The sequence below is a fragment of the Alistipes finegoldii DSM 17242 genome (assembly GCF_000265365.1).
Taxonomy (GTDB): Bacteria; Bacteroidota; Bacteroidia; order Bacteroidales; family Rikenellaceae; genus Alistipes; species Alistipes finegoldii.
Genome location: NC_018011.1, coordinates 2,371,111 through 2,392,554, shown reverse-complemented (window position 1 = coordinate 2,392,554; position 21,444 = coordinate 2,371,111). Strand labels below are relative to the sequence as shown.

The 21,444-nt window shown below is 48.4% G+C and carries 20 protein-coding genes and 1 tRNA gene; 2 read left to right on the top strand and 19 right to left on the bottom strand.

Going from position 1 to position 21,444, the window contains the following annotated elements:
• Positions 1-13: 13 nt before the first annotated feature.
• The 9 genes from ALFI_RS10355 to ALFI_RS10320 form a co-directional block, all read right to left on the bottom strand.
• A complete protein-coding gene (locus ALFI_RS10355; protein ID WP_014775761.1) occupies positions 14-2,122 on the bottom strand; it encodes a ParB/RepB/Spo0J family partition protein in 2,109 nt (702 codons plus the stop codon).
• 206 nt (positions 2,123-2,328) lie between these two features.
• Entirely contained in the window at positions 2,329-2,889 is a 561-nt protein-coding gene (locus tag ALFI_RS10350) for a hypothetical protein (protein ID WP_014775760.1), read from the bottom strand.
• A gap of 445 nt (positions 2,890-3,334) precedes the next feature.
• Complete coding sequence (locus ALFI_RS17265; protein ID WP_014775758.1) at positions 3,335-3,688, bottom strand: hypothetical protein; 354 nt, start codon at positions 3,686-3,688, stop codon at positions 3,335-3,337.
• Positions 3,689-3,699: 11 nt separating this feature from the next.
• Positions 3,700-3,996 (bottom strand): helix-turn-helix domain-containing protein, encoded by a 297-nt coding sequence (locus tag ALFI_RS10340; protein WP_014775757.1) that lies wholly within the window; start codon positions 3,994-3,996, stop codon positions 3,700-3,702.
• Positions 3,997-4,152: 156 nt separating this feature from the next.
• Complete coding sequence (locus ALFI_RS17795) at positions 4,153-4,413, bottom strand: helix-turn-helix domain-containing protein (RefSeq protein ID WP_208854092.1); 261 nt, start codon at positions 4,411-4,413, stop codon at positions 4,153-4,155.
• A gap of 116 nt (positions 4,414-4,529) precedes the next feature.
• The gene (locus ALFI_RS10335; RefSeq protein WP_014775756.1) at positions 4,530-5,657 is read right to left on the bottom strand and encodes a site-specific integrase; all 1,128 of its coding nucleotides are present in this window, start codon (positions 5,655-5,657) and stop codon (positions 4,530-4,532) included.
• 78 nt (positions 5,658-5,735) lie between these two features.
• Positions 5,736-6,596, bottom strand: coding sequence for a hypothetical protein (locus ALFI_RS10330; protein WP_014775755.1), 861 nt, complete (start codon positions 6,594-6,596; stop codon positions 5,736-5,738).
• A gap of 46 nt (positions 6,597-6,642) precedes the next feature.
• Positions 6,643-6,900, bottom strand: coding sequence for a hypothetical protein (locus ALFI_RS10325; protein WP_042493551.1), 258 nt, complete (start codon positions 6,898-6,900; stop codon positions 6,643-6,645).
• A 291-nt stretch (positions 6,901-7,191) separates the two neighbouring features.
• Positions 7,192-7,725 carry a hypothetical protein gene (locus ALFI_RS10320; RefSeq protein ID WP_147344317.1) on the bottom strand — a complete coding sequence of 178 codons (534 nt, stop codon included), beginning with the start codon at positions 7,723-7,725 and terminating at the stop codon, positions 7,192-7,194.
• 339 nt (positions 7,726-8,064) lie between these two features.
• On the opposite strand from ALFI_RS10320, the gene ALFI_RS10315 reads away from it, so the two are divergent.
• Positions 8,065-8,478: a hypothetical protein gene (locus tag ALFI_RS10315; RefSeq protein ID WP_014774978.1), complete on the top strand. Its 414-nt coding sequence runs from the start codon at positions 8,065-8,067 to the stop codon at positions 8,476-8,478.
• The gene (locus ALFI_RS10310; RefSeq protein ID WP_014774758.1) at positions 8,475-9,365 is read left to right on the top strand and encodes an IS3 family transposase; all 891 of its coding nucleotides are present in this window, start codon (positions 8,475-8,477) and stop codon (positions 9,363-9,365) included. Before ALFI_RS10315 ends, ALFI_RS10310 begins: the two co-directional genes overlap by 4 nt.
• Positions 9,366-9,650: 285 nt before the next feature.
• On the opposite strand, the gene ALFI_RS10305 is transcribed toward ALFI_RS10310, so the two are convergent.
• The 10 genes from ALFI_RS10305 to ALFI_RS10260 all read right to left on the bottom strand — a co-directional run bounded on the left by ALFI_RS10305 (position 9,651) and on the right by ALFI_RS10260 (position 21,441).
• The gene (locus ALFI_RS10305) at positions 9,651-11,840 is read right to left on the bottom strand and encodes a DEAD/DEAH box helicase family protein (RefSeq protein WP_155835656.1); all 2,190 of its coding nucleotides are present in this window, start codon (positions 11,838-11,840) and stop codon (positions 9,651-9,653) included.
• A 215-nt stretch (positions 11,841-12,055) separates the two neighbouring features.
• The gene (locus tag ALFI_RS10300; protein WP_276324427.1) at positions 12,056-12,826 is read right to left on the bottom strand and encodes a site-specific integrase; all 771 of its coding nucleotides are present in this window, start codon (positions 12,824-12,826) and stop codon (positions 12,056-12,058) included.
• A gap of 102 nt (positions 12,827-12,928) precedes the next feature.
• Positions 12,929-14,734 carry a reverse transcriptase domain-containing protein gene (locus ALFI_RS10295; protein WP_014774765.1) on the bottom strand — a complete coding sequence of 602 codons (1,806 nt, stop codon included), beginning with the start codon at positions 14,732-14,734 and terminating at the stop codon, positions 12,929-12,931.
• Between the two features lie 546 nt (positions 14,735-15,280).
• Positions 15,281-15,757: an Arm DNA-binding domain-containing protein gene (locus tag ALFI_RS10290; protein ID WP_227042391.1), complete on the bottom strand. Its 477-nt coding sequence runs from the start codon at positions 15,755-15,757 to the stop codon at positions 15,281-15,283.
• Between the two features lie 229 nt (positions 15,758-15,986).
• Positions 15,987-16,062 (bottom strand) — tRNA-Met (locus tag ALFI_RS10285).
• A gap of 228 nt (positions 16,063-16,290) precedes the next feature.
• Entirely contained in the window at positions 16,291-17,199 is a 909-nt protein-coding gene (locus ALFI_RS10280; RefSeq protein WP_009596330.1) for a PLP-dependent cysteine synthase family protein, read from the bottom strand.
• A 26-nt stretch (positions 17,200-17,225) separates the two neighbouring features.
• Entirely contained in the window at positions 17,226-19,007 is a 1,782-nt protein-coding gene (locus ALFI_RS10275; RefSeq protein WP_042493546.1) for a (Fe-S)-binding protein, read from the bottom strand.
• Positions 19,008-19,009: 2 nt separating this feature from the next.
• Positions 19,010-19,345 (bottom strand): 4Fe-4S dicluster domain-containing protein, encoded by a 336-nt coding sequence (locus ALFI_RS10270; protein ID WP_009596497.1) that lies wholly within the window; start codon positions 19,343-19,345, stop codon positions 19,010-19,012.
• Between the two features lie 3 nt (positions 19,346-19,348).
• Complete coding sequence (locus ALFI_RS10265; RefSeq protein WP_009596372.1) at positions 19,349-20,353, bottom strand: FAD-dependent oxidoreductase; 1,005 nt, start codon at positions 20,351-20,353, stop codon at positions 19,349-19,351.
• Positions 20,353-21,441, bottom strand: coding sequence for a CoB--CoM heterodisulfide reductase iron-sulfur subunit B family protein (locus tag ALFI_RS10260; RefSeq protein WP_014775749.1), 1,089 nt, complete (start codon positions 21,439-21,441; stop codon positions 20,353-20,355). The genes ALFI_RS10265 and ALFI_RS10260 overlap by 1 nt, the downstream gene beginning before the upstream one ends.
• Positions 21,442-21,444 lie beyond the last annotated feature (3 nt).

Genomic DNA, 21,444 nt, shown 5'->3' with positions numbered 1-21,444 from the left:
TGTGTGATGTATATCAGGCTGCGAGTTTGGTTTTCTTGGGAGAAATACGCATCGTCTTGGCCTTCGGTTTCGCCTTGGATTTTGCCTTGGACTTCTGGCCTTTGCCCGTCTTCATGGCAGCGTCCTCAAAGGGGATGAACTCATAGGGGTCATCCGGATACTCTCCTTCGGGCTCATCCTCGGTCTGGGGTTCCTCAATGTCCGGTTCGGGGAAGTCGCCCTCCGGTTGTTCTTCGATCGGATACTCCGGGATTTCGGCATCCGGCAGGGCATGGAAAACCACGTTTTCGTCGAGGATTTCGCCGGTCAGAATGTTAAGAATAGTGCCGTCCGGCATTTTCCAGAGGGCCCCGGCTTCGAACATCGATTGAATGCGCATGTTCTCGGCTTGTTTCTCGATAGCGTCGATGCGCTTAACCAGGTTGACATGGCGTTTTTCGAAAATGCCTTTGTACCGGTCAATGATAGGATTGGCCTGATCCGGGAAGTGCAGGGTGGAAAATTCGGTGATGATCGCGCTGTTCGCCGAATCGGGTTTGCAGTTGTACTCGTACATGTCGTCGCAGTAAGACATGATCGTCATACGCATGAGCATCGTTTTCTGTTCGTCTGTGAGGTTTGCGGCATATTTCATCCGTTCGGTTGTCTTGGACGAATAGTCGGTTTTCAGACCCAGTATTTCCCGGTGCTTATCTGAAATTTTGCTCAGGAGAATGTAATGGAAAAATTGCTGTTCCCGGGGTGTAATTTCCGTCTTGGGGAAATCCTTCTTTTCGCAGTGGAGGACCTTTTTGAGTTCTTTGGTGATGTGCGTGATGCAAATCTCGTGGTTTCGTTCATCTTTCTGCTTGAGGTCCTTTGCAGGTACCACGGGTACGGTGGTAACGGTTACACCGTTTTGTGTCGTTGTCTCTGCGCGGACTTTCTCATAGTAGATTTTAACATCCGTATCTTCGATAACGGCATATTTGAGAACCTTTCCTTCCGTGACGCTGTATTCCAGCTCGGTACATCTTTCCTTGAACCTCTCCAGATCTTTCTCGTACTCTTCCAACGCACACTGGTAGTCATCGGCATCCCCTGATTCCTCGGCATCCGGCTTTTGCGGCATTCGCGGGCCGTTGTCGTAATTGTAAACCGACTTTTCAAGGTCCGAAATATCGTGTCCCATCTCCGTCAGTTGGTCTACGACGGCTTTGTTGCTGGTAGTGGTTTTCATCAGATGCACGCGCGGATCGTTGGTAATCAGATCTACACTCCGCTTTACCATATACGCTTCATTCTTTGCCTGCAGGCAGGATGTTTTCTGGCATCCGCCGCAGTCTGAGCAGAAGGAGAAAAGCATCTTCTGCTGAAGGGTATTAAACTCGCAGGTGTTGCATTCTGTCTTGTCGAAGCTGTAATTGTCGAGTTGGGTCATATATCTTGAATACAACCGTTCCGAGAATTCTTTGGCTGAGATGCCGCGCCAACTGAAATAACCGTTTTCCTTGAAATGATCCTTGCAAACGGTCTGCTGAATATCCTTGCTGTAGTTCGCAAATTCCTTTGCGATTTCGAGGGATATTTCTTTGTTGTTGAGCAGCTCGACAACCTCCGGGATCAGCTTCATAAGGTTAATGCGTGTTCGCACGTAACCTTCGCTTTTGCCCAGATCGGCGCAAAGCCGCTTCACAGTCATGTCGGGTTCGTCCAGCAGGCGCACAAAGGCATCACCCTCTTCAATGGGGGTGAGGTTTTCGCGCTGCAGATTTTCGATGAAAGCTCGAATCTTCGCTTCACTGTCGGACAAATCTTCACACTTTGCCCGAATGGTCGTCAGTCCTGCCTTCTTTGAGGCACGAAGACGGCGTTCTCCGAAGATAAGCTCGTAACGCCCGTTCTTGGGGCGGACCAGAATCTCCGATTGCAATCCGTACTTTTGGATGCTGTCGGAAAGTTCCTGAATCCCTTCATCGGAGAAGATCGTTCGGGGATTGAGCGGCGACGGGTCGATCAGAGAGATGTCGAGATTCATCGAAATGGCCTGAAAAGGCGCGATTGCGGTAGTTGCTACAAGGGCTACTTCCGGTGCGATGGTTTCTGCTGCGGCTGCGATTGCCGGATTGATTTTCTTAGACATAATGATTGGAATTAAAAGGTAAATGTTGAAATGCTTTACTGGAAAAAAGAACCGGGAGCGCATGGCTCCCGGCAAAATGAAAGATTATACCGGAGGCTTGATTCAAACTCTGCGGCAGGTTTACAACGGTGGGTTTTATCATAGGCTCGTTGTACAGTTTTACGTGTGTCTCACGTTCAAAAAGGTGGATTTAAGTTTTATGTGTGTCAAACACAATAGTGATATATATCTATGCGCGTTTCCAAGGGCAAACTGCGCCAGCAGGCATCAATACATTGGATGGTTTCTTCTTCTTTGTCCCGGAAGCACCATTCGGGGTTAAAGTCATCATCGAAGGTTTTGGCAATGCCTTTTTTCTGGCCGGGAAGAAGGTTTTTCCACCACTCGTACATTTGTTCCAATAGCTCCGTATCGTCACATAAGTCGGGAATTCGGGACGCCGCAATATGCTCGGCTTCTTTCCCGCGAGGCGCTTCATAGAATTGCTGCGTGCAGATTTCAATCTGGTTCGTACAGACACGCACGGCAAAATCTGTCACTACTGCTTGAAACATTTTCTTTGTGAGCTTTTGTCGCTCGTGGAACAAGGTTATTGCGTCGGTACGATCGATACGGTGTAGTCGGAGTTTCTGCGGTGTAAGTTTGTTTTGAAGGGCTCCGGTGATAACACGGAGGCGTTCAATCAGGTCGGCATGAGCCGTTTTATCCAAATAACGGTCGAAGAGTTCCTGCTTATCACCGGGCAGATATAAAGGTTCTTTTACCATAAGTCATTTTCGCTTAGAGAATTAATTATTGATAAAGAGCTTATTAATCCGGGAATAAGTCATTATCGTCAGATGTTTGAATGCAAAGCACTCCTTTGAACAGTATGATAATCGTTGCTGCAGCCAGAAATAGGACCCCGAAAATCCCCATTTAAAATAATTATAGGGGTTCTGATGTCCTTTTCGGGAGCATAACTGTAGTAATTGTCGTTGAACCTCCGAGGGGCTGGCAGAGAGTATCAGTATGTTGAAAATTTCAGTATATATCCCAGGAATATAGTCGTCTGTGACATATAGTGGGCCTCCGAATCGTGCTAACATATTTATGTGGTTTTTTAAGCATTATTTTTAAATTAGGATAAGAATATAAAAAAGCGGGACAGACGGCTTTCACAAGCGGTCTGTCCCTTCGAAAGGTGAGTTTAAAAAGAAAAAGCAGAGGGAATTATTTGGATTCCCGGGGTGTTTGAGCAGAATAGGTGGTTACGTGTCTCAAACTTGAAATCATCCGTTTCCGGTGTAGGTTCGCAGCAAGCATGGCAAGGTCGAAGATGCTGTATAGCTTGCATGTCCCGCAGTTTACAGCCCGTATCAGGCAGCGGTTGCGGGCGTCATTTATCTGGCGGGGAGATAATTTTATGATGCCACCCGCTTCGTTTGCAGTAAGGGTCGTGTCGAGTTTATTTCTCTGGCAAATGTAGCTGAGCAGGATAATAGAATAGCTGAGTTGGAACTGTGTGGATAAGAGTTCCCGAAGCGTTTCTTCTTCGATGAGTTTATACTTTGGTTCTTTGGGCATAACTTATATGATTAGCGATTCTTATTTTTTTCTATCTTGCGAATATATTCCTGCACGTCGTAGTTACGCCAGAAACGCCGTCTGCCGATTTTGAAGCCCGGTAATTCATTCGAATTTGCCAGTCGGCGCAAATGCCTGAGACTGATATGCAATATCTGACATACATCCTGATAATCGAGTATAATATCATCGGAGTTTCGTTTATGTGCGCCAAACATTTCCCGAAATTCAGCCGAAATCTTATCCAGCTTGTCTATCATCAGAACGCATAAGGTTCTGATCTCTTTGAACTGTTGTTCCGAATCCATTGTTTCACCGCTTGTTGGTTGTCGTTTTGTACGGCAAAGATGCACAATGTGTTTTGGGCTTTCTTTTAACTTAAGCTTTAACTTAAATCAGATTTCTAAGACAACAATAAACCTCACCACCTGATTCGATGGTGAGGTCTCTGCCGTATTCATCATTTATCGGCGTCGAGTGCCTTTGTATAGCGCCTGCTCTGCGGTTTCCCGTATTTCCCGGGCTGTAGTAACTTTTCCGGAATTGATGTACTCAAGCAGTTCATCTTCGTAGAAATAAACCTTTCGGCCCTGTCTGCAACTGGGAATTTCACCTAAGCGGGACAGTGTATATACGGTAGGTTTGGCTTTACCGAGAATCTTGCAGGCTTCATCGATAAGAATTGGCCGGCGCGTGGGTTTCGGAGGCTGTAATACCGCGACCATTTCCCGGAGTTCTTTCAGTTCTTGCGCTATCATTCATACTGCCTGCGGCAGGTCGTTGAATGTCAAATTAGTGGATTCGTCCATTTCTAAACATTTTATTGGTTAGTACTATTTCTTCATGCTGCATCCGGATCGTGATCTTTATGGATTTGAATGCGGCCGATGGTTTTACTCTTGGTTTCTTCAAGCAGGTCGAGGTAGATTTCTGTCGTTGTAACATGCTTATGCGAGAGCATTTTACTTACGGTGTAAATATCGGTCCCGCTTGCCAACTGAAGCACGGCGTAGGTGTGCCGGAAACTATGGAAAGTGATATGTTTTGTAATTCCAGCTTCGGAGATCCACCGGCGCAGAGGAGCATTGAGCATGTTGCGGTTAAGTCCGATGAAAACTACGCCGTCACTACGCTCTCCGCATAGCTCCAAGGCATCCGGACTTAGCGGCAGAGATATTTCCGCTTGTGTTTTCTTTGTCCGTGTACGGATATTATACCCCGTGCCTTCGAGATTCGGAACGATATTGCTCCATTCGAGGCGCTGCACGTCGCTATATCGCAATCCAGTTAGGCATGAGAAAAGCGACGCTTTTTTGAGTACGGGAATTTCACAAGGAGCCTTCGACAGATTGAGCAATTCCTGCTGGGTGAGAAATTCAATTTTGTTGGGCTTTACATCGATACGGTCCAGATACAAATTGATATTTTCCTGCAGCAGTTTGTCGCGTAATGCGATGGCAAGCAAACCCCGGAATTTGCGGTAGTAACCCGAAGCCGTATTGACGGAAAGTGCTTTGGCGGAAGTATCAAAGCGGGGAGCTTTCAGAAGATATTCCCGGAATTTCACGCATAAATCGACATTGATCTGGGCAAAAGTACATTTACCGCCCACGAATGTCTTGAAGTGTTTGTAGCAACTTGCCCAACTACAATTCCGCATGAGGGTTTCTTTGCGGAAATATTCAAGAAAATCCGTATTCAGGCGTTGTTTATCCAGAAAACCAAACTCTTCATTGATGACAGCTTGGACGCGGAGACAGCGTATAGCTTCCGCTTGTGCAAGCGTGGATTCATTATGCCGTTTCTGAATCTGGTTTTTCGGCTTATCATACAGGTACATGCCCAATGTTTCCTGCCGCATCATTTTCATCGTTTCGGGAATGCGGACTGCCGGGTAATAATCAAGATAGAGCGTGCGTCGATCTCCGGAAATCGGACGGCTGCGAACTGTAACTTTTACTCTTCTCATGTTATATTTTTTTGGGATTGCAAGTTATTTATTACTAACCATACAATCAATTATTTGTGTTTTGTAATGCGGTAATTGTCAGGCGATTTCAAGTCTCTTGGATTTTTTCACAAACTCATCTTCCTGAAAAATAATCGATTTCTGAAACCATGTATATTTAACACCTAAAATGTCAAGTCTCTTTCGGACTCCTGTAAGAGAAAGATTGTATCTCAGTGAAGCCTCTTTTATGGTTATATACCCGGATGGCATCGTTTTATCGGGATAAGGTTCTAATACGGCATCAAAGGCTTTGCTTGAATACAATGTATGCCGGTGGACTTTCTTTTTAACTATATGAAATTTACTGGCATAAGCGTAGACAATATTGATTGATGATAAATCGTATCTTTCGCATACTTGCTGTGGCGTTAGCCACAGCGGAGTTGATTCCTTGAGTTTTGCTTTTGCCGTTGCCTTTTCGAATTTTGCAATTACTTCCCTGCGCAACGGCTGTTTACCTTTCGGCAACGTGATTTGCGGAATCTTCGGATTGTTGTGATTGAAATGATTCACTATTTCACTCCATTTTACATAGGATAAACGTGAGGTGTAACGAATTTCCCTGATTTGATTCGCATGGATTAAGTTGTACACCGTTTGTTTGCATACACACATACGTCTCGCCGCTTCTTTGATGGAAATGAGGTCCACTGGAGTAGTGATTTCTCCAGAAGCAGGTAGAGGATTCGGTTTTGCCGGATTTCGAGGTTTGTAGGTTTTTTTATACAGCTCGGCCCTTTTTAGATTCATAATTTGGGCATGATGGAGATAATAGTCCCGGTTATAACATTTTCTTGAACAAAAGCGAGTTGTACTGTTATGGGCTTCGAAGGGATTGCCGCAATACCCACATATTCGTGTAATACTCAATATCCGGCCTTTGCTTTTCTTTTGCATAGGCTTTAATTTTTAAGATTTCTACAGCGTATTATGGCTGAAATTATTACTCTACGAAGATATATTTCAGCATAGGTCTACCGTTGTCTGTTACGATAAAAGTATTCTCGTCGATGATTTGTATGTCTTTAGCCTTGGGCCAAAAGAGCCATATAAGTTTTCCGTCGGGTTTAAGGAATGCTACGGCATTGGTTTGTGCTTTACCAACCGCTCGCACACCCATATCTGTGTTGTCGAAAAGATGGATGCAACGCCACTTTGTGCCGGGTCTCATTTTACGTTTTACATCTGCGAATGTTTTCATGGTTATGGATAATTAAAAAGCATGGCTTGATTCGGCCATGCTCTGAGTTATAATTTTGATCTAAATCAGCGTTCGTTTCAATAGGTTTCCGGGCGTTCAATCTGTTTCCGGATCGAAAGGACATTCGGTATCTTCTTCGATAAATTCAACGTTATCTCCAAGGTCCGTGTTGATTTTGCAGATAAATTGAGGCTTGGCGGTAGCCAGATTCTCCTCTTCGGAATCTGTTTCATCAACGATGATCCGTGTGAGCAGACTTACTGCTACACAGTTTTGCTATTTTTGTCATGTTCATAAGGTTATTATAATGAAACGAACATAATAATTGTCGAAAGCGCATTTATTGTCATTGATCCTCTCAGAAAACTCATCAGGCGTGTATATTTCTACTTCGGACATCTCCCTTTCATCTTCCGGGGCTGGTATGGGCCCATTCTCCCATGCCTTGAGAATCTCTTCGTCGGAAGCATTGCGGGGCAGTAGTTTGTAAGGCCAGGCGAAGACCCGCAGCTCCTTCCGCACAGATCGGTCCACCTGCGGATCGTGGCCGTTCATGCAGATAGTCTCATGGTTCGAATCGAGAACGATTATCGTGGCATGTCCTTGGTTATGATCGGGAACCATACTGCTCAAAGTATCGTATAGGTACTCTGACTTGTGGAAAACAATGGTTTGTCCGTCGTCCAGATCACCGACGAAGTTCGAAGACAGGTTGTTGGCTGCTATGATCTGCTTTGCTTCATTTAGAGACTCGGCATTCACTGAGAAATGGCTCCGCTGCCAGATCGTACCTTTATGATCTTGATAGAATGTGTATTCGTTCATGTTCTGATTTATGGTTAATTTAATATTTTCGAAATCGCCGAAACATTCCTTGATTCTCTTGTGATTTTTCATTGTTGAATCATGGTTCTGCCTTCGATCACTTACATAGCTTTTATTTCGTAGGAAGCAGATTTACATTGGAAAAAATGAAATGGACTACCGTTGACTGACATGGATTATAGTGGAATATAGATTTCAATTTAAATCGAAAGGAGATACTCCAAAATATATGTCCATGTAAGTCTATGATAGTCCATCATAGTCCATGTCAGTCCAACTCAGACCAACTGTTTCAATCTGTCCCGTCCTGAAAAAGGTTTACAGAAAAGAGTAAATCTTATGCAGCAAAAAACGAATTCAGACTTATCACGTCATTATTTATCGCGTCAGTTGCGTCATCTGATTTTACAGGAGTATTTGAGCGGAGTCAAGACGGCTCGCCAACTCTCCGAAGAACATGGTATTCCCATGTCTACGATTCATAAGATGGGTCAGCGGTGGAAAGCGAAAAATAGTTGTAGCTTTGTGAGTACCCCTAATCCTTATCCGATCATGTCCCGCGTTACGAGTGAAGAAGCCAGTGAATTATTATCCGAGAACAAAGCCCTTCGGCGGCGCTTGGAAGAGGCTTTATTACGTCTGGAAGGCTATGAGATCATGGGAGATATCCTCCAAGAAGAATACGGTATCGACCTGCTAAAAAAATCCGCAGCCGGACAGTCCAGCGTCTCAAAGAAAGACACACAGCAATGAGCCTGTCGTTTCTGTGCGGGTTGTTCGGCTATACCCGTCAGGCCTATTATAAACATTTACGGCGTAATAGGGAAGGATCTTTGTCCGACACCCTTCTTTTGGAGCGGGTGGGTTACTACCGGAAACTGATGCCCAGGCTCGGCGGTCGTAAACTGTGGCATTTGCTGCAACAAGACGGATTTCCGGTCAGTCGGGATCGGTTATTTACGCTGCTTTCGGAAAACAATCTTCTGGTCAAACGTCGGAAGAAATACAGCGTTACGACCTGCTCGCGGCACTGGATGCGTAAATATCCGAATCTGATCCGGGGTTTCGACCTCGAGCGGCCGCATCGTTTATGGGTCGGAGATATTACGTACATTTCTTTGAAAGAAGGATTTGCATATCTGGCTTTGATAACGGATGCCTATTCCAAACGGATCGTAGGCTATGATCTGAATACGACATTGGAACGGGACGGAGCGCTCCGTGCACTGAGGATGGCCATAGACCAGACTCCGCAGCAAAAACGGCAAGGGTTAATCCATCATTCGGACAGAGGATGCCAATATTGTTCGAAAGAATATGTGAAATTGCTGACCGATAATGGGATTCGCATCAGCATGACTGAAAAGGGCGATCCGTATGAGAATGCCGTTGCCGAACGGGTGAACGGTATTCTGAAGAGCGAATGGATCGACGAGGAATGTTTTGAAAGTTTTCAGGCAGCAAAAGAACGCATCGACCAGATCGTTATCCTTTACAATTCACTCAGACCTCATGCCAGCTGCGATTGGCTTACGCCCTTGGAAGCGGAACTTAGAACCGGGAAACTCAAACATCATTGGGGCCGAAAGACGGTTGTTCGGAAGGCATATGTAAACTTATATCAGGACAATATTTTTTGAACCAAAATGTTTATCTTTAATTATCAATCACTGTAAACCTTTTTCAGGACGGGACAATCAATAAAATGGATGAAATGCCTTTAGAGAATTGATTCAAGGATTTTACGACAGATATTCATCAAAATCCTCTGTTTGAACGGTTTGTCGATGGGCTGAATAGCACTCAAACCGATGTGTAAAGATATGTAAATGAATGCTTTATGCTACGATGCGCATTGGGAATAATTGTGAATATTTCTTATTCCAATCAATATTTATATATGAATATATTGATATAAGTGAGTACTAGAGTTTGAATTCTTCGTTAATCGGAGTTGCCATCGAAATTGTTTGTGCAATCTCACAATTCAGGTATTTTTCGGAACAGTAATTTTTAACTATATAATAGTTGCCCTTGACGGCATCTTTATTTCGCTGCAAGGTACACAGGCATTTTAGCCATTTCACAGCTTCACGCTCCTCTTTAATAGGTTTCATCCCCATTTGTTCGAAAATGACATTTAAATGCTCCTGAATATCTAAAGAGCACCACTTTGTTTCTGGCTTAAAGCTCGCTTTGATAACTTGTTTGAATGGGTGATTCTCTGCCAGTGCATTGAAGATAACCGCATTGTGATACCATTTGTACCAAGCGTTGCTTTTGTCCCTCATATCCGAAAGCCTTTGTACCAGATTTTCAAATGGGACATACTGCGATAATTTCTCATAACGCTCGACAAATCCGCGTTGAGTTCGATTGCATTTACGCTTGAGATTCTCCATAGAAACCGGGATACAGTCTGTTCTCTGTTCATGCATCTCCCTGATTGCCTCAACAACCTCATCGACACTCTGGTACTGCAGCTCTTTTAAATCCTTATTTGTTGCCGCAACAACTTTTTGAGTAGCCTCACCGTTTTCATGCCACATTTTTTTCCAGTCAACGATACGGCATGTTTTTCCCAATGCTTCAACCAAACCGTCTGGTATCAGGTAAATCGCTTCTCGCAATCGTACGAATTCAACAAGAGCATCGATATTGAAGTAGGATATCACATAATTTCCATGAATACTCTTCCGAATCAGACTGACAGGCGTACTTCCGTAGAATGTTTGCTTGGATTGACGAATCAACGACTGCATTGAACTCAAGAAACTGTACGTCAATACGCCATTAAAATTTTCATATATTTTAACAGTCGCATTATACATATTACATAGTTCATCAGCCAAACACAACAGCTTATTTTTATTGTATACAGTATAGCGTTCATTCAATTTTGAAGAGGAGTTGTAGATAATCGTTTCATCATATAGACCTTGGGGATGCCTGCATCGGCCTGCAATCTGCAACATTTTTTCCGGTGAAAGAATCGTATATATCTGCTTGATATCTGACACGGATAATAGGTGAAATCGCTCGTCAATATCAACTCCAACGAAGTAGGTACACGTTATAAATGTAATTGGCTTGGGAAGACACGTCCCCTCTAAATTCGCATAATAAGCTCCTGCTTCACTTTGGCTTTGCGCACTGCACAAGATTGCGCATTCCGTCCTTAATTCTTCCGGCAGCAGATTGATGACAGCCCGAATAGCCGATATCCTGTTATATGCGACCGCAATTTTATGCCCTGCTCCGTACATGTCACGCAAGCGGATTATCGTTTGGGCCGTTGTCAAATGGACGTCGTTTGTATATAACAGCTTCACCTCGCGCTTAATCAATCGCCTGAAATTCACTTCGATAACGGGCATTTTCAATATCTCCGGATTGGAAAACGGGCGCATTGTCGCAGATACCAGACAGCGTTGGCGTTCCGGAAATTTGAAGAAATAGTCCATTACCCAGCCCAAAGCACGATTCCGATAAGTACTATCCGATTGATAAGAATCAATCTCATCCACCATTATATACCAATCCCGAAGCCTCGGCTCGATTTTCTCCATTACTTTCCGAAGACTGTCTGCTACGACCAAAATCTTTTTATAGCGTATCGTCTTATTTGATAAATACTTATTGATAGCTTTCGAGGAAGGGGATTGTTTAATATCCCCAAATCCGCCGCCCACATATAAATATGAATTTCTCCCCGTTTGAGGGTCTATGCCCGTCAGATATTTCTCATATGCCAAAGCTTTGGTGGGACACACAACGATACAGTTGTTCGGCGAACGCAGCGCCAGCGTTGTAGCACCGATGCCGGGAACGTTCTTCTTAATTACTCCGTAGGGCAACTGCATGAAAACATCCCCTAACTTCTTGCTTTCATCATTGATAATAATTTGGAGTGCATCTATCTTGTCCGGATTATCCGGATTTATGCTCAACTCATAATCGATTCCGGGTACATCCTTTATCTCCGCATTATTGACGATACAACTGACTACCTCTCCGTTTTTCTCTTCGGTCAGAAATTCATAACGCGGGTCATTCATTTTATGACGCCCAAGCGTTATGGCAGACAATGATTGGAAAACTCTTTTTGTTACCATATCAATATGTATTATCCCCATACTCCTCATATGGGGTGTTAAACGAGGGAAGCCCATGCATACACACGGGCTATCCCCTAACTAAGCTTGCTTCCGATTGCATCGGGCAATGTAAAGACCTGACTATAAGTCTTTAACTGTATTAACAATATACGAAAAATATTCGAGATTTCCAAATAATTCAGCAACTATTTTGCTGGTTATCAGCACTTTTATTACACATCAAGCACCTTTTCCAACCGCCCGATATGATTGCTGATATTCTTATTTAGAACCTGCGCATAGGAGCGCTGGGTAACTGAAATATCGGAGTGACCAAGTAATTTGCTCACAACTTCAATAGGCACATCGTTATAGAGCAAAATCGTCGTTGCAAAGGTTTTACGGGCTGTATGGTGGGTCAGTTTTTTGTCGATACCCACAACCTCCGCTATTTCCCGTAAATAGGAATTGACCTTTTGATTAGAGATGCGCGGTTGCACATACTCATTTACCTTGCAAAACTTTTCAAACCAAATTATTAATTTTTCGGCCTGAGGAAGCAGTGGAACAGCAATCTCCCGGTCTGTTTTCTGACGTACCAGATTAATCCAGTTTCGCCCATCGAAACCCTTGACAATATGTTTCGGTTGCAGGGCTTGCGCTTCATGATAAGCCAATCCAGTATAGACGGAGAAAAGATAGATATTCTTCACCTCTTCCAACCGTTGTTGGGCAAAATGATAATCTTCCAACAATTTCAATTCTTCCTGCATAAGGAATACCAGCCGTTTTCGCTCTTTTAAAGGTCTATATTCAACAAATGGGTCTTGTTGGATATAGTTACACTTGAACGCATATACGACCATCTGACGCAGCCGCTGCATGATTTTATTTATAGTAATCGCTTTCAGTCCTTGAGATAATAGGGTGTCCTCGAACTGCTTTACGAAAAAATAATCCACACGGCGTATCGGAATGTCCGTACTCTTATGTAGGCTAAGCACCCGGCGCCTTACCGTATTTCTACGGCAGGTTTCCAAGAACTCGCCCCCGAACCGGACTTACACCTCTCGGCGTATCCGGCTCTCCACTAATTTTTTTTCAGTCTAAACTTTTCCCAGATGCCGCAGCCTGTGGCAACTCGGACACAACGCAATGGTCTTGCGTTTTCGGGCTGACATGAGCCGTTTCCAACTCTCTTTCCCTTTCAGGTCTTTGAGGTTGCGGACATGGTGCATAATCAGCTTGCCCGTTGCCCCACACAATTCGCATTTTTCCGCTTTGAGCCTGTCCGTCAAATTGGTTCGGCTCACGTCTGCAATAGAGTACGGTTCGATGTCGCAGCTTCCGTTGAACGCCGTTGTCCGGCGTTTGAAACTTGTCTTGTAAAAGGTTCGGGACTTGATTACCCCTTTCTGCTCGTACTTTACGGTGAACAGTTTGTTGAGACGGTACTTTTTGTTGATTTTTCGTACCGTGCTCCTATATTTGCCCGCAAATGTTTTATACATGCTGTACTCCATGATATATCTGAAGTTGTGCAGTACGACGCAGTTGTTGGCGATCAGGTAATAGTTGCAAAATCCCACTGTTTCCCGATTGTATCGGTCGAGGATTTCAAGATCGTCGTTGAATATCAATCCTGAACGGCATTTGGGTTTCCAAATCTCTTTCCCGTTGCGGAGCTTGATTTCCATAGCTCCGTATTCCAGAAGTTTGTCCCGCAGCGTTGCCATGCTGACATTCAGCCGGACACGCTTGCCGTAGGTGCGTCGCAGACGTCCTTGCACATCCCGTCGTTGATGATTGTTCCGTGTTACCGTAATCTCATATCCGAGAAATTTCGCCGATTTACCCGTATGGGTTATCAGCGTCTTTTCTTCGGACAGTTCGAGGGCGAGGCTTTCGGATAGGAATGATTTAATATCCTCCTTTATCCGCAGTGCATCCTCTTTGCTGCCGATTACACCCAGAATAAAATCGTCGGCGTAACGGATGTATTTGAGCCTGCGGTAACTTCCGTCCATTTCATCTCCGCTTGGAAATGCTGCACGTTCCTGTTCGATGGCTTTGAGTCTTGCGACCAAAGCCGCCTTCTCAGTCCCGTCTTTTACCTTTTTCAGTTTCCGCACAGTCCGTTTTCGTTCATTGGCCAAATCGTTGCTCTCTTTGCCCGGCCTGCGTTTGGTTCCCATGTCGAAATGTCGGATATACTCTTTCACGTACTTGTCTAATTTATCGAGGTATATATTCGCCAGAATCGGGCTGACGATACCTCCCTGCGGCATTCCGCTGTAAGTGTTGTGAAACGTCCAATCCTCGACGTATCCCGCTTTCAGGAATTTCCGTATCAGACGGATAAAACGGTCATCTGAAATGCGCTCCCGCAGGATTCCGACAAGTACATCATGGTCAATGTTGTCGAAGAACCCTTTGATGTCGCCCTCGATAAACCATTTCGCCCCGCTGAACGTCTTTTGAATATGAAGTAATGCTGTGTGACAGCTCCGTTTAGGTCGGAAACCGTGCGAGGTGGTCTCAAAATGTCCCTCGTAAATGGCTTCCAGAATCATGCGGACTACCTCCTGCACCAGCTTGTCTTCAAAAGCCGGTATTCCCAGAGGGCGCGTTTTCCCGTTTTTCTTCGGGATATGCACCCTCCGCGACGGGTGAGGCTGATAACTTTCGTCTTTCAACGAGGCTATCAGCGTTTCGATCCGGGCAAGGCTCATCTCGTCGATACTGCGACCGTCGGAGCCTTTGGTCGTACTGCCTCCGTTCGATGCGATCTTTTGGTAGGCAACATAGAACAACTCTTCGTTGAACAGAATCCGGTAAAGGCGTTCGAACTTGTAGCTCGAATCCTTACTGTGTTCGTTCAGACTGTTTAATACTCTTTCCGGACTTCTCATAATGTCTCTCACATTATCCATTAAATTGTATTAAAGAAAATTAGCTGCCTCCCTTCGCCATGTGCAGGGCGTTACCCTGCCCGGACTACTACGGAGGCTCCGTTACCGTGCCGGATATTCAGAGGTCTGCACCTCATAGCCTTACGGCGTTCCGGTTTAGGTAATCCCCGTTTACTTACTTAGTAACTGTTGGCATGATGGATTGTCGGATGCGATTTCCGTCCTTTACCATTTATCATGGTTGCTCTGCGGCAAGTTCTTGCTTGCGTCCGTACCTATACACCGGAGCAGTACCGCAGTATGACGATTTCAGTTACCTTACGTCATAGCCTTCAAGTAGAGCAGCTCGGACTGTCGTTCAAACAATTCGGTTTTCATCCTCATATCCATCGTTTCACCTTGCCGTTCAGTGGCAGTCTGGTAACTGACTGACTTACGACGTTCCCGACATGCTACACTCCCCGTCCGGTTTCCCTTTCGGATAAGTCGGGTGATGATAGGTTTTTCAAAGAACACTTACCTAATCCCTTGCCAGTGGGATATTTACTAAGCAGCTTGTACGGGCGCACATAAATTCTGGATATATCGCTCCACGTGGGCGAATACCTCTCGGAATTTTTGCAACGTAGAAGGTGAATATTCTTTGCCTACGAGAGATTCCATCCGCTTTATACGTTCCCGGAAAATTCCACACAATGTATGCTCATTGGCAGTCTTATTCTTATAAAGAGAATAAATTTCATCGAGTGAAACATTTCCATCTGCTTCGTATAATTTACGCTCGATGCTTTTCAGCTCGACGGTGATGTCCTGTAACCGACGGTTAATCAATACGGCATCTTCCGAGGTTCCACGGACACATTGAGCGTCTTTGTCCCAAATTTCAGGTCTGATATACAACCGGGTAGAGAATTGCTGACGGTTAATCCCGTCAGTAGTCAGCTTGCAATAGATAGGTACCTCTCCTTGCTTTGTACGCTTAAATTCATAGAGATAGTAAGTGATTCGTAATATTTCAATCATAGTCAGCAGATTGTTTTATAACCTGCTGGAATACTTTTCATTACAAGTCTGGAATACCGAGATTTTCAGATTTTGCCCGGTATTCCAAAGAACCCCTAAAATGCCCCGATTTTGGTTAATTACTAAAATATCTTAAAATATAGCAATTTTACTTATTCACTGATTATAAGACACTTAACTACTTTGCAGAGCATAAAATTAGGGGCCAAACATTGCTGTTTAGCCCCTTTGGTAGCGGGAGGAGGACTCGAACCTCCGACCTTCGGGTTATGAGCCCGACGAGCTGCCAACTGCTCCATCCCGCGATATGTCTTTAGTGATGTACTATCGCTTTTGCGTGTGCAAAGATAAGACAAAAATTCGGATTCTACAAATTTTTCCGGGCACAATGCGGCATTTACGATCTATCATGCTATTTATCAGCCGCCAACAATTATTTTTTTTTCGTTTCTCAGCATCCAGCACAACCCGGAAGTTCTCCAACAGCTCCCGGAATCCGAATCTACCGGCCCCAAGCCCGCGCTTGCCGGGCCTCAATCCTCGAACTCCCGGAACATCGTCGTGCTGAGGTACTTTTCGGCACGGTCGGGAAATACGACGACGATATTCCCCGACTCGATACGCGCCGCGGTGCGTACGGCGGCCAGCATGGCGGCGCCGCTGCTCATCCCGGCGAAGATACCCTCGGCAGAGATGATCCTGCGGGCCATGTCGATCGCCTCCTCGCTCTCGACCAATTCCTGCACGTCGATCTTCGAGGGGTCGTAAATATCGGGCACGATCGCCTCCTCCATATTTTTGAGACCCTGAATATAGTGCCCCTTGGTCGGCTGGGCGCAAACCACCTTGATCGCGGGATTCATCACTTTCAGAAAGCGCGACAGCCCCATCAGAGTCCCCGACGTTCCGATCGCGCAGACAAGATAGTCGATCTGTCCGCCCGTCTGCTGCCAGATCTCCAGCGCCGTGTTTTCATAATGCGCCAAGTAATTGGCGGCATTCGCGAACTGGTCGGGCATAAAATATTTGTCGGGATTCTCCGCGACGAGTTTGCGGGCCAGACGGATCGCGCCGTCCGTCCCTTCGGCGGCAGGCGTCAGACGCACCGTGCCGCCGTATGCGCGGATGATCTTACGGCGTTCGATCGACACGGCCTCGCTCATCACGATCTCCACGGGATAGCCTTTGACGATGCCGACAATAGCCAATCCGATGCCGGTATTTCCCGACGTAGGTTCGATGATCGTCTTCCCTTTGGTCAGGCGGCCTTCGCGCTCGGCGGTTTCGATCATCTTGACCGCAATGCGGTCCTTGATGCTGCCCGTCGGATTGAACCCTTCGAGTTTGGCGAATATCTTCACTTTCGGATTGGGCGACAGCGCATTGATCCGAACCATCGGCGTAGAACCGATGGTATCCAAAATCGTTTTCTTTGCTTTCATCTTATACTCACTAACCTAACTCAGTCTTATTTCAGCCCGGCGGCGACGATCTCCGCCAAGTCGCGCACCTCGCCCCTCGTGCCGCGGCCGATGGCCTTCTTGCAGAGCGGACAGGCCGTCACGATCACTTCTGCGCCCGTGGCTTCCAGCTCTTCGGCCACCGCCTGCGCAAGGCGCACCTGCTGGCTGTCGGAAATGGCCGTATTGGCGACCGAGGAGCCGCAGCAGGGAGCGTTTTCGCGCGTCTGCGCGGGTTCGAGCAGTTCGCCCACCGCTTCGATCACGGCGCGCGGCTCGTCGTAAATGCCGCTTCCGCGCCCCAATTCGCAGGGATCGTGGTAGGTGAAGCGCGTCGGGCCGTGCACGACATCCAGCCGTCCGGCCCGGATCAGACGCAGGATATATTCCGAATGGTGCAGCACCTCGATTCCGGCCAGTTCGTAGTCCTCGCGGAAAACCTTCAGGCAGATCGGACACGAGGTCACGAGCGTCGTGATGCCGTGTTTGCGGAACAGATCGGTATTGTAGCGCATCATCCTGCGCGCCGAATCGGTCTCGCCGGCCAGCTTCAGCGGCCGGCCGCAGCAGACGCCGCCTTCGCGGTCGGCCCACCATACCTCTTCGCCCGCGGCGCGGAACACCTTGTCCATCGCCGACATCGTACGGGGCGTAAGCAGGGTCATGCACCCCGCGAAATAGCCCACCTTGCCCTCTCCCGAAGAGCGGTCCAACCCTTTGAAATAGTCGTAGCGCTTCTCGTCGGGCACGTTGCGCATCGTATCGCGCGAGTTGAGCCGCAGCGTATTCAGGTCTATGTCCACAGGACACTTTTCGGCGCAGCGCCCGCACATCAGGCAGTTGTCGGCCGTCGCCAGCCGCAGCATCCGGTAACGGCGGTCGCGCAGGAAATAGACCGACTGCACGTCATTGATTCCCAGCACGCTCTGCAACTGACAGGGATCGATGCAGATACCGCAGCGCGAACATGCTTCGACCTGAAAATGATCGAACGAACCCTCCTTTTCGGTCGAGCGGAGTTCGTAATGCCGCAGGAAAATCAGGGGAATCTCGGTAAAGATATGCATATACCGCGAGAAAGGCAACGCCACGAAGAAAATACCGAGGCATGCGGAATAGGCCCACCATGCCGCGCTTTCGAGATTCATCAGCGCGAGCGTGCTGACGTGCTCCGCCATCCACGCGCCGACCGCCCCCGTCAGGAATCCTCCGCCGCCGTAAAGGGCGCAGGTCGTGCTCTCGGCGATCAGGCGCACCGGGAAGACGAACCACAACGCCGAGAGGGCCACGCGGTCGCCCAGCAAGTGCTTGGTCGTACGCCGCATGCCCATCGCCCGCGAGTAAACGCGCTTGCCCCAAGCCAGCGCCACGCCCGAAAGGACGAAGAGCAGCAGCAGGTCCATCAGGAAGTCGAACACGGGCTTATGTTCCAGCCCCGTGGCGAAATATTTGAAAAAGACGTGTCCCTGCAGCGGCACATAACGGAATCCGAGGTAGGCGATGGTCTCGATCCACCCCACGGCAATCAGCAGAAACCAGCCGAAAGCCAGACTCATGTGCATGTAGCCCAGCAGCGGATTGACCTTGAAGATGCGGCGGTGCAGCAGCGATTCGCTGATCACCTCCCACACGGCCGCCAGCGTACGGCGCGTCGGCAGTCCGAACAGAATCCGTTTCTTGTCGGCGCGGGGCAGCAGGTAGAGCCACGAACCCCACTTCCAGAGCAGTACGACGAACATCACGGCCGCGCCGACCATGAACGGTATGCAGAATGGTGCGAAAAAAGTCATCGTCAGAAGTCTCCCAGTTTACGTTTGATAAGCATGACCACGCCGCGCGTGTTGATACCGCGCGGACACACCAGCCGGCATTTGCCGCAGAGCATGCACTTGTTCATCTCCTCGTAAGCCCCCTGATATTCGCCCCGGCGGACGAGCGTGTGGACCTTGCGGAAATTGAACTCCGTGAGGTTTCCGGCCGTGCAGACCGCCGTGCAGGCCCCGCATCCGATGCAGGCCTGCAGCTCCGGCATTTCGTGCAGGATCTCGTCGCTCTTGCGCAGGTTGTTGCGGTCGATGTCGATCGCCCGCGGCTTGGAGATGGTATATCCGAAATTGATCGCCGCCATACGCTATGCCCCCAGATATCGGGCCGCGGCGTCGGCAGCGGCCGTTGCTTCGTTCAACGATTCGCCGATATTCTTCGGCGCCGTGACGGTTCCGGCGTAAAAAATGCCCTCCACGTTGCTCTTCACGTTGCCCAAGAACATGTCGCGCGGCGCCATGAAACCGCTCGGCGCACGGTGCAGACCCGCGCCTTCGGCCAGCACGGCGTTGTCGTCGTTGGCCCGCATGCCGACAATCAGAATCAGCATGTCGACGCTCATGCGCAGCGGACGTCCCGTCAGCGTATCCTCGGCCTTGATCTGCACGCGGCCGTCAATCGTCGGGCTGGCTTCCGAAATACGTCCCCGGATAAAGTGGATGTTGTATTTCTGCTGCGCCTCACGGTACATCTCTTCGTATCCGGGGCCGAACATGCGGATGTCCATGTAGAAATTGAAGACGTCGGCGTCGGGAAACAGCTGTTTCATCTCCATCGCCTGCTTCACGCCCGTAATGCAGCACACCTTGGAACAGTGCTGCTGGCAGACCTTTTCGTCGCGCGAACCTACGCAGTGCAGGAAAGCGATGCGCTTGGGACGCGAGCCGTCGGCCTTGGCCACACGGCCTTCGTTGAGCATCCGCTCGATGTCCACCGTCGTAAAGACGTTGTCGTAGATGCCGTAGCCGTACTCCTCCTTGATCGACGCGTCGAACAGCGTGAATCCCGAACACATCACGACCGAGTCGCACGCGATCGTACGCCCGTCGGTCAGCCGCACGCCCTCGCGGGTAAACCCGGCGGCTTCGGTCTGCGTCAGCACCTCGATACCGCGCTCCGCGACGCGGCGGCGCAGTTCGGTGAGAATCTCCGACGCCGGGGTAAACGACGGGAACAGCACGTGCCAGCCCCGGAGTTTGCCGCCCAGTTCGGCCTCCTTTTCGATGATTACAGGTTCGATGCCCTGTTCTGCCAGACGCAGGGCCGTTTGCATGCCCGCAACGCCGCCGCCTATGACTGCCACTCGTTTCATTACTCTCTGATGTCGTATATTGTGTCCGTCGGGCAGCAGTTCACCACCGCCGACGCAGGTTTACCGATATATTTTCCGTTGCGGCCGAGGTATTTGGCCGCGGGGTCGTACTCGACGCCCATCTTGTCCAGCAGGGGTTCGACGTCGACCTGATGCATCTGCATGCCCAGCGCCCAAGGATCGTAACCGAGCACCAGACCGGCCATCTCCTCGTAAGTCAGGACGGGAATCCCGTGGCCGTTCTGGCCGTAAGTCGTCCCCTCCATCTCGGCGATCGTGTACTGCCACTTGTCGAGGAACATCGCGCACCCCGGACAGTTGGCCACGATGAAATCGGGCTTGTAAGGGGCCATGCTCTCCAGTTTCTTGTGCGAATTGGCGATCGAATAGCCGCGGTTGGCCTGCACCAGATAGTTGCGGAACCCGAAGCCGCAGCAATGCCGCCGTTCGGGATAGTCCACGCACTCGCCGCCCCACGACTCGACCATGCCGGCCAGCACGTAGGGAAATTCCGATCCGCCGATACCCGATTTGGGGAATATTTTGGCATAGTGGCAGCCGATATGCTCCACGACCTTCAGCGGTTCGCCCGTCTGGGCATTGACCAGCCGGTGTTTGGCCCGTGCGGCGATCTGCTCGCGGAAGTGGAAGACGACGTCCGACGTGTGGGCCAGACTCGCAGGCTTTTTGAATTCGCGCCCCGTGGCCTTGTAAAGGTTCTCGCGGGTCTTCGCCTCGGTCTCCGGGAACTCGTGCCATGTGGCCAGAATCTCCGTGTAGACGCCGAACGAAGTGATGCACGACGAAACGAGGTTTTCATACCCGGCTTCGGTCATCAGCGCGAACTGCCGCGCCACGACCGTCATGATCGTTTCGAGCGGCACGATGTCCGAGTGGTAGCCGATGCCCGTGCAGGACGAGTGCAACGGATCGTCCGTCAGGTCCTTGCCCAGATCGTTGCGCAGCATGTCGATGAACAGCTTCTCGCTGCCGGGAAAGAAATTCTGGCGGATACAGCTGCGGGCGTAATAGTAGTGGTCGTCGGCAATCTCCTTCTGGTAATCCTGCCAACTCTTTCGTTTTATCATCTG